Raw genomic sequence first — 8,436 nt, forward strand, 5'->3', positions numbered from 1 at the left:
CATGCCCGCTGCAATTTCTACTGCCCGTCTCGAAGCCCGAATCAGCACCGATCTGCATGCGATGCTCAAGCGCGCCGCCGAGCTTCAGGGGCGCACCATGACCGATTTCGTGGTGTCCGCCGTGCAGGACGCCGCGCAGCGCGCCATCGAACAAGCCGAAGTCATCCGTCTGTCTCTGGCCGATCAGGAATGTTTTGCGCAAGCGCTGCTGTCGCCACCCAAACCAGCCCCCGCCTTGGAGCGCGCTTTTAGCCGCCGCAGCAAGCTCTTGCGCGCTGAATGAGCGGCGCCCCGTTCCAGCTTGCGCCGCTCGATGCCGGGCATGATCGCGTCACCTTCAATAGTGATTCGGAGCCGCTGAACCGCTACCTGCGCGAACAAGTCACCCAGGACATTCGTCGCCGCATCGCTGCCTGTTTCGTGGCGCTGGCTGACGGGCAGCGCATCGCGGGCTACTACACCTTGGCCTCGGCAAGCCTGCTGCTGGCCGATCTTCCGGCGGGCACCGGCAAGAAGCTGCCGCGCTATCCCACCGTGCCTGCCGTTCGTATGGGCCGCTTGGCAATCGATCAGGCATTCAAGGGACAAGGTCTTGGCGGTGCGCTGTTGGCTGATGCGCTCGACCGCGCCGCCCGTTCGGAGATTGCCGCCTTTGCCCTGATGGTGGACGCCAAGGACGAGGCGGCAGCGGCTTTCTACCGGCATCACGGCTTCATCGCTTTGCCAGACTCGCCGCTGACCCTGTTCTTGCCGCTGGCGACCGTCCAGCGCTTTTGAAACGCGCCCCGACGTAATTTGCATTGCATTTTGTGAGGCGACGCCAGCGAGGCCAAAAACTTATCCGCGAAGCGCGAAGAATCGCAGCGCGCTCTTGGGCAGGCTGCCACCGGCCTTGGCACCATCGCAGGGCACGGCGAATTCCACCCGTTTGCGCCCCGCCTGCTTGGCCTGCAGCAGTGCGGCGTCCACGCGCTGATAGATCGCGGGGAAGTCTTCATCCGGGCACAGTTCGGCCACCCCGGCGCTGAAACTCAGGGGAATGCGCCGCCCCGCGCTGTCCTGCACCAGAGTCTGATCGCTGAACGCAACCAGCAGCCGCTGCACCACGACGAGCGACTGCTGCACCGGCGTGTCGGGCAGGAGGAGCATGAACTCCTCGCCCCCCATGCGCGCCACGCGGTCGCTGGGCCGGATCAGCCGTTTGGCCTGCGCCACCAGCGCCTTGAGCACGGCGTCGCCAGTATCGTGGCCGTGGGTGTCGTTCACCGCCTTGAAGTGATCGAGATCGAGCAGCGCCAGGGTGAGCGGCTGGCCCTGACGCACCACGCGCGACTGCATACGGGTGAACTCGGCGTCCAGCCCGCGGCGGTTGAGCGCGCCGGTGAGCGGGTCTTCCTGCAATTGCTGGCTGACCTGTTCCAGTTCGCCTTCGAGCGAGCGGATGCGCTCTTGCGCCGCCTGCGCCTGGCGCTGCGCCTCGGCCAGATGCACGCCGAGTTCGCCGCTGCGCTGTTGCATATTGCGGCTGTCGTCGAGCACATCCTGCACCAGATCGCGGATTTCGTCCCACTCGCGGCTGCTCTGCAATTGCTCCAGCCGGGCTTCCATGCGCTGGTTGTATTCGCCGCCCTCGGCGGCGTAGTCGCCCAGCTTGCGCACCAACAGATCGATCAGCGCCTTGGCGGTGTGATGCGCGTCGTCTTCGCTCTTGCGCAGCACGCTGTGGCGCACCAGCAAATCGCGCACGGCGTTCTGCGCCGATTCGATGCGCTCGGGGACCAGCGGCGCCTGCAATTGCTCGCGAATCGCCGTGGCCTGCACGCCTACCCAGGCCTGCGGCACCAGATCGCCGAGATGATCGAGCAACAGCCGCGCGAGTTCAATCAAGCCGTTGCGCACCGCGTCTTCGGTGGTTTGCTCGCGGTCGATGGCCAGCCAGACTTCGCGCGCCTGCGTGCCCAGGTCGGCCGCCTGTTCGGCATTTTCCGCCGCCGCCATCAGCTCACGCAGCAGACGCTGCGCGGTGTCGTGCGCGCAAAAGGGGCGCACGCCAAATTTGAGGGTTTGCAGCCAAAGCTCGCGCCATTCGCTGCCTGCACGGCTCAAAGCGTCGTCGCGGGTTTCAATGGGGGTGGACGCGCTCTGACTGCCGCTGCGCGCGGGCAGCGCACTCCAGCGCTCTAGCAGTTGCTCCAACTCGCGCCACTGGGCCTGCGGCGTAGGCAAGGCGACGAGGCGGTCGAGTTGCTGGCGTTTTTGCAACTGGGTCAGCCCGCTTTGCGAGCGCTCCCATTGCTCCAGCAGCCGGGGCAGCGCACGGCCCCAATCCGGGCTTTCCGGCGAAGGCTCTGCGGACGGAAGCGCTGCGCCATTTTGCAGACCTTCAAAAACGCGGCGGTAGTTGTCCGGGGTGGGCTGCAGCTTGAGTTCGAGCAAGCGCTTGAGGGTGGCGCGCGCCTGGTCGGAAATGGTGGGCATGTGAATCCGGGTGAATGTGGTTTGGTTTGGTTTGGTTTGAATTGAATCGTATTGCAGCCGACTCAAGGCAAATGTAAATCCGGTGAGTCTTTGGGCTCGCCGCCCGCTTCCAGCCGCCAGAGCCAGGCGAGCAACTCCGCCACGGCGGTGTAGAGCGCCGGGGGAATTTGCGTGTCGAGATCGACCGCCATGAGCAGTTGCACCAACTGTGGCGACTCGTGCACATACACCCCCGCCTCCTTCGCACGATTGATGATGGCTTCGGCCACCAGACCCTGCCCCTTGGCGACGACTTCCGGCGCGCCCGCGGCATCGGCGTCATAACGCAGGGCGACGGCCTGCCGCAGTTCAGCGCGCTGCGGCGGCTTGGTTGGCCGCTCGGCACTCATTCGGTAGCTCCATCAGCAAACGAGCCAAGCTGCACGCCACCGATCTCCAGCCCGGCTGACTGCAGCGCCGCGCGCAATTGGGGCAGCGCCGCGTCGATGCGCTCCTGCGCCTGCGGGCTGCGCCGCAGCAGCAGATCGACGCGGTTGCCGTTGAGCTGCAGACGCGCCTGCACCGGGCCCAGCTGCGGCAGTTCAAGTTCGACCTGGGTGCTCCATGAGCGCTCGGCGGCCGCACCCTGACGACGGCTGCTGTCTTCGGGGTCGGGCCGCAGACTCCAGCGCGCGGTCTGACCGGGCCACAACAGCCCTTCCCAGACGATCTGCCCCTGCATCAGCGTCTGCAACTGCTGCTGCACCACCCCATGCAATTCAGCGGGCAGGCGTGCGGCCAATGCGGCCGGATCGCTCGCCGTCTGCGGCCCCGCCTGAACGGTCTGGTAAGCCGCCAGGGCCGCATGGCGCGGGGTGGGTGCAGTCTGTGTGAAGGGTATCGCCGCCGACGCTGGACTGGGCTGGGCGCTGGCCTCATGCCCCGCCTGGGCGGTGGATGCAGAAGAAGACGAAGGCGTTGCCGTGGCGGTTTGCAGCAAGGGCGAGAGCTTGCCCTGCGGCTGCGTCAGCAAGGTCGACAGGGGCTGCTGCCCCTGCGCCCAGGCGCCCAGATGGCTTTCGTAAAACAGGCCGCTGTTGCTCAGCGCGCTGGCCAGCAGTTGCGCGGCCTGCTGGGGCGGCTGGGCGGGGTTGGACCAGACCGGCGCGGCTGCGGCCGTCGCGGCGCGGGCGTCCGCGCCAAGGACGCTGGCATTCGCGCTGGCGCCCGCGGCGGTGTTCGCAGCAGAAGCGCTCGCAGACGCCTGCAGTTGTTGCAGCAGACCGAGCAACTGCCCCGGGCCGGACAACTGCGACTGGGCGGCTGCCTGCGCCGCCTGCTGCGGCGCGAGCAGAAATTGCGGCTGGCCGCCCTGCGATCCCAGGTAAATCAGCGGCAGGCGCGCGCCGACCTGGGGGGTGGCTCCGGGCAGAGTGGCGCTCACCAGGGCGTTACCCAGCCGCAGCAAAACCTGCGTTTGCAGCCGCCCACCCGCCGCCGCTGCCGCCAGATTGGCCGCAGCGGGCGTAGCGGTCTGCACCTGAACCACCTCGGCCTCGAACGCGGTGCCCGGAGCGGCGACAAACGCCGTCGGTTCGGTCCGGGCAGCGCTCGTCGCCCCGGCGGGCGCGGCCGACGGAACGCCGCCGAGGATTTGCGCCGGGCTCATCTAGTGTCAGACCGGCTCTTGGCGCAGGTGAATGATGAGCTCCGCCTCGGCCTCGCTCAGGCCGCAACGCTCGGCAATCTCGCGCACGGGCATGCCCTGGCGAGCCAGGGCGCGGACCTGCGCACCCACGGCATCGGTAGAAATCGCAGCGGCAGGTTCGTGGAGCACGGGCAGATCGGTGGGCTCGGCGGGGCTGGGTGCCGGGGAAGGTTCGGAGAACTGCGATGGCGTTGGAGTGGGAGGCGTTGCAGGCGCATCTGCGCGCGGCACCAGGGTGAACAGCGCCGAGGGCGGCGGGGTGGCAGCGTCGCGCTCGTGCTCCAGGGTTTGCACGCGAAGCAGCAAGCCATGAACCTCATCGCGCGTTGCCGCCAGCAGGTCGAGCATGCGCTTGAGGGTGAAGGTCAGTGCGATTTGCAGCGCCACGATCAGCGCGGCGAAAACGAGGAGGATGAGGGTCATAGTGGCGCGGGGGATCGGAGAAACGGTCAGAGGGCGGTCACATCCTCTTAAGCGCGGTCGTCGATATGCCGCCCCCGAGTGGCGTCGGGATCGGGCGTTTCGGTCGGGGCGGCGTCTGGCGCGGCGGGCGGCGCCGAGCCCGAAGGGGAACGGCCGGCGGACGGTTGGCGATCCGGGGAATCGCGCCGCCCCCGCCCACCGCCATCGGGTAGGCGCGAAGCCGGGTCGTAGGGGCTCACCGGGTTGATCGTCGCATCGTCCATCTTCACCTCCCGCCAGACTGTGCCGGATGCAGATCAGGCCTGCAGACTTCAGTGCGCAAAGTAGCTCTGCAGCCGACCTTCGATGATGCGGGGATTTTCGCCCTCGGCGATGGCCACCAGGCCGTCCACCTGCATCTCCTGCAATTTGGCGCGATTGTGCACGATGCTCTTGAGCTTGTTGGCCACCGGCAGGAAAAACAGATTGGCCGAGCCCACGCCATACACCGTGGCGACGAAGGCCACGGCAATGCCGCCGCCGAGCTTGCTGGGGTCGGCGAGGTTTTCCATCACGTGAATCAGGCCGAGCACCGCGCCCAAAATGCCCACCGTCGGGGCATAACCCCCCGAAGACTCATACACCTTGGCGGCCTGGTTGTCGTGGTGTTCGACGGCGCCGATTTCCTGCTCGAGGGTGGAGCGGATTTTTTCAGGATCGGTGCCGTCCACCAGCATCTGCAGCCCTTTTTTCACAAACGGATCGGGCACCGACTCGATCATGGCTTCGAGCGCGAGCAGACCGTTTTTACGCGCGGTGTCGCTCCATTCCAGAATCTGCTTGATCGTCTCCTGCGGATCACCTTTGGGCGGCAGCACGATCCACGGCAGCATCTTGAGCGAACGAATGAACACCTTGAGCGGGAACTGCAGCATGGTCGCGCCGGTGGTGCCTCCGATCACAATGAGAAAAGCCGTGCCCTGGATGATGGAGCTGATGTGCCCGCCTTCGAGCAGTTGCCCCAGCAGAATGGAGCCCAGCGCAACCACGACGCCGATGACGCTCAGAATGTCCATGAAAGATTCCCCGTCCCTGTATTGTTATGGCGCGGCGCGGTGGCCCGCACCGCTGGCTGAATGCTGATGCGCCTGCAGCCGCGCGCGCAGTCGCATCACCGCCTGCTTCATGAGCTGGCTGACCCGCGATTCGCTCACTTCGAGCACCCGGCCGATGTCTTTGAGCTGCAGGTCTTCCTGGTAATACAACGACAGCACCAGCTTCTCGCGCTCGGGCAGGTCGGCAATGGCGGCCTGCAGATCACGTTCGAGCTCGGCGTCCTGCAACAGTTCTTCGGGCAGCAGGCTGGCTTCGTCGGCCTTGCGGTCGGCGTAATCACCACCGTCGTCGTGCGTGAGGTCTTCGAGATAGACCAGTTGCATGCTGGTCTCGGCCAGCGCGTCGTAATACTCGGCCAGTTCCCAGCCCAGATGCGCGGCGAGTTCGCCGTCTTCCGGATGGCGCCCCAGACGCTGCGTAAGCAGTTGCTCGGCGCGCTCGATCTGGCGCTCTTTGGCACGGCTGCGGCGCGGCAGCCAGTCGAGCTTGCGCAGTTCGTCGTAAATCGCGCCACGAATGCGAATGGCGGCGTAGGTCGCGAACTGCGCGGGCGACTGCATTTCGCCGCGGTCGAGCGCGTCCCACAGGCCGATCATCCCGGCCTGTTCCAGATCGGAGAAATCGACCGAGGCCGGCAGTTGCGCCGCCATCTGGCCCGCGATTCGCCGCACCATGGGCAAATGCTTGCTCAGGCGCTCCTCGCGGGTTTCGGGGGCGGGATAGAGGCCGGGTTTCATCCGATCGGGAGCCGTGTCTACGGAGCAGCGCGCCCTCAGGCGGCCTGCTCTGCCCGCAGCCACTGCTGCATGAAAAATTCGATGCGACCGCTCGGCCCCTGTGGCAGCGGCCAGTTTTTCACCCGGGATGCCAAAGCGGCAAAGGCGACGGCGGACGCGCTCTGCGGCGCGGACTCGACCACGGCGCGCTGGCTACGCACCGCCGCACGCAGCGACGCGTCCAGCGGAATGCTGCCCACCAGATCGAGCGACACGTCGAGGTAGCGATCAGCCACGCCGGTGATCTTGGCGAACAGCGCCTGGCCCTCGCGCGCATCACGCACCATGTTGGGCAGCAGGTGAAAGCGTTTGAGGCCGTGTTGCTTGCTCAACACCTTGATAAGCGCGTAGGCGTCGGCCACCGAGGCGGGCTCGTTGTTCAGCACCACGATGAGGTCTTGCGCGGCGCGGCTGAAAGTGAGCACGTCGCCCGCGATGCCCGCGGCGCAGTCCACCAGCAAATAGTCGAGCGGAATGTCGAGCGTGCTCACCGCATCGATCAGCCGCGACTGGGTGGCGACGTCCAGCGAGGCCATGCCAGCCACACCGCTGGAAGCCGGCAGCACCAGAATGTCTTGCGGCCCGCGCACCAGCACGTCGCTGAGCTGCTTCTCGCCCGACAGCACATGGCTGATGTTGTAGCGCGGCGTGAGGCCGAGCAGGATGTCGATATTGCCCAGACCCAGGTCGGCGTCGAACACCATCACCCGCTGGCCGCTGCGCGCCAGGGTGATGGCCAGATTGGCGACCACATTGGTCTTGCCCACCCCGCCCTTGCCGCTGGCAACGGTGATGACCTTGGTCGGGGGGCGCTGCAGGCGGCGTAGTCCTTCGGCTTGATCCATGATGGCGTCTTTCTGTCGGGTCAAGCGGTACGGGCGGTTATCGCACCAACAGCGGCGGCGGCTAGCGGAGCAGGTGCGGAGTCGAAACGGGTCACGGGGTCGTGTTCCAGCAAAGCCGTGATCTTAGCCAGCGACGGCACATGCAGGTCTTCCGGCACGCGCTGGCCGTCGGTGTAGAACCACAGCGGCACGCTGCCCTCCACCAGCCATTGCAGCGCGGCGCCGAAGCTCGGGCTCTCGTCGAGCTTGGTGAGAATAGCCGCCGCCACGGGCAGACGGCGGTACAGCGACCACAGTTCGGCATAGGCCGAAGGCGCCAGCCCGGCGCCGACCACCAACAGACGGGTGACGCCCTCGCCCAGCGCTTGCAGCCATTGCATCTGCTCGGCCATGCGCGCGTCGCGCGGGCTCAGGCCGATGCTGTCGATCAGCACATAGCGGCGGTCGGCGAAGTCGCGCAGGTGTTGCTGCAGTTCCTCGCCATCGCGCGCCACCGCCACCGGCACGCCCAGAATGCGGCCGTAGATTTTGAGTTGTTCCACCCCGCCGATGCGGTAGGTGTCGGTGGTGATCAGCGCCACCGCCGCCGTGCCGTGGCGCAACACCAACCGGGCGGCGAGCTTGGCGATGGTGGTGGTTTTGCCGGCGCCCGTCGGCCCGACCAGCGCATAAATACCGGCCGCGGAAACCGGATCGGCCGCTACCTGCAGCCCCTTGCCGAGATAGGCGGCCAGCGCGCCGCGCAGGTTGAGCGCCTGGCTGCCCAGTTGCCGCGCCCGCGCGGTGGAGAAGCCCAGCGCCTGCAACTGCTCGCCCACCGGGGTCAGCGGCCCGGCGTCGGCCAGGCTGGTCATTTGCAACTGCATCCACTGCCGCAAGTCCTGCAGTTCGTGCCGCATGGCGCTGAGTTCGTCTTTCGGCGCCGTCGCTGCGGCTGGATCGCGCATGCTGCGGGGAGCCGGGATCGCGGGGTCGGCCGCAGCGCCCGTGTGCGCGGTGGCGAGGGATGCGGCATCCTTCTGTTCCAGCGTGATCGGCGCCGCCTGCGCTGCGGCGCGCGGCGCGGCGGGTTTGGGCGCGGGCGCGTTCTCGGGCACGCGAATCTCGACCCGTTCGACCGCAACGCCGTGCT

The 8,436-nt window shown here is 67.0% G+C and carries 11 protein-coding genes; 2 read left to right on the forward strand and 9 right to left on the reverse strand.

The window, feature by feature from the left end:
• Position 1: 1 nt before the first annotated feature.
• Positions 2 to 283 (forward strand): DUF1778 domain-containing protein, encoded by a 282-nt coding sequence (locus B3H47_RS13090; protein ID WP_013105509.1) that lies wholly within the window; start codon positions 2 to 4, stop codon positions 281 to 283.
• The gene (locus B3H47_RS13095; protein WP_286987464.1) at positions 280 to 777 is read left to right on the forward strand and encodes a GNAT family N-acetyltransferase; all 498 of its coding nucleotides are present in this window, start codon (positions 280 to 282) and stop codon (positions 775 to 777) included. The genes B3H47_RS13090 and B3H47_RS13095 overlap by 4 nt, the downstream gene beginning before the upstream one ends.
• 60 nt (positions 778 to 837) lie before the next feature.
• Here the strand turns inward: B3H47_RS13095 and B3H47_RS13100 are convergent, their stop codons facing one another.
• The 9 genes from B3H47_RS13100 to flhF form a co-directional block, all read right to left on the reverse strand.
• On the reverse strand, positions 838 to 2,478 hold the full coding sequence (locus B3H47_RS13100; RefSeq protein WP_286987465.1) for a GGDEF domain-containing protein: 1,641 nt from the start codon (positions 2,476 to 2,478) through the stop codon (positions 838 to 840).
• A 62-nt stretch (positions 2,479 to 2,540) separates the two neighbouring features.
• Entirely contained in the window at positions 2,541 to 2,867 is a 327-nt protein-coding gene (locus B3H47_RS13105; RefSeq protein ID WP_013122846.1) for an EscU/YscU/HrcU family type III secretion system export apparatus switch protein, read from the reverse strand.
• Positions 2,864 to 4,126 carry a flagellar hook-length control protein FliK gene (locus B3H47_RS13110; RefSeq protein WP_286987467.1) on the reverse strand — a complete coding sequence of 421 codons (1,263 nt, stop codon included), beginning with the start codon at positions 4,124 to 4,126 and terminating at the stop codon, positions 2,864 to 2,866. The genes B3H47_RS13105 and B3H47_RS13110 overlap by 4 nt, the downstream gene beginning before the upstream one ends.
• Positions 4,127 to 4,132: 6 nt before the next feature.
• Complete coding sequence (locus tag B3H47_RS13115) at positions 4,133 to 4,588, reverse strand: DUF2802 domain-containing protein (protein ID WP_286987469.1); 456 nt, start codon at positions 4,586 to 4,588, stop codon at positions 4,133 to 4,135.
• A gap of 47 nt (positions 4,589 to 4,635) precedes the next feature.
• Positions 4,636 to 4,851 carry a hypothetical protein gene (locus B3H47_RS13120; protein ID WP_286987471.1) on the reverse strand — a complete coding sequence of 72 codons (216 nt, stop codon included), beginning with the start codon at positions 4,849 to 4,851 and terminating at the stop codon, positions 4,636 to 4,638.
• Positions 4,852 to 4,899: 48 nt separating this feature from the next.
• Positions 4,900 to 5,643, reverse strand: a complete 744-nt coding sequence (locus B3H47_RS13125; protein ID WP_013122842.1) for a flagellar motor protein — start codon at positions 5,641 to 5,643, stop codon at positions 4,900 to 4,902.
• A gap of 24 nt (positions 5,644 to 5,667) precedes the next feature.
• Positions 5,668 to 6,420 carry a FliA/WhiG family RNA polymerase sigma factor gene (locus tag B3H47_RS13130; protein WP_286987473.1) on the reverse strand — a complete coding sequence of 251 codons (753 nt, stop codon included), beginning with the start codon at positions 6,418 to 6,420 and terminating at the stop codon, positions 5,668 to 5,670.
• A gap of 35 nt (positions 6,421 to 6,455) precedes the next feature.
• On the reverse strand, positions 6,456 to 7,304 hold the full coding sequence (locus B3H47_RS13135) for a MinD/ParA family protein (RefSeq protein WP_286987475.1): 849 nt from the start codon (positions 7,302 to 7,304) through the stop codon (positions 6,456 to 6,458).
• 20 nt (positions 7,305 to 7,324) lie between these two features.
• A partial coding sequence (gene flhF, locus B3H47_RS13140) for a flagellar biosynthesis protein FlhF (RefSeq protein WP_286987476.1) occupies positions 7,325 to 8,436 on the reverse strand: 1,112 nt, incomplete at its 5' end.

Origin of the sequence: Thiomonas sp. UBA7699, assembly GCF_002482605.1 — a bacterium.
Lineage (GTDB): Bacteria > Pseudomonadota > Gammaproteobacteria > Burkholderiales > Burkholderiaceae_C > Thiomonas > Thiomonas arsenitoxydans.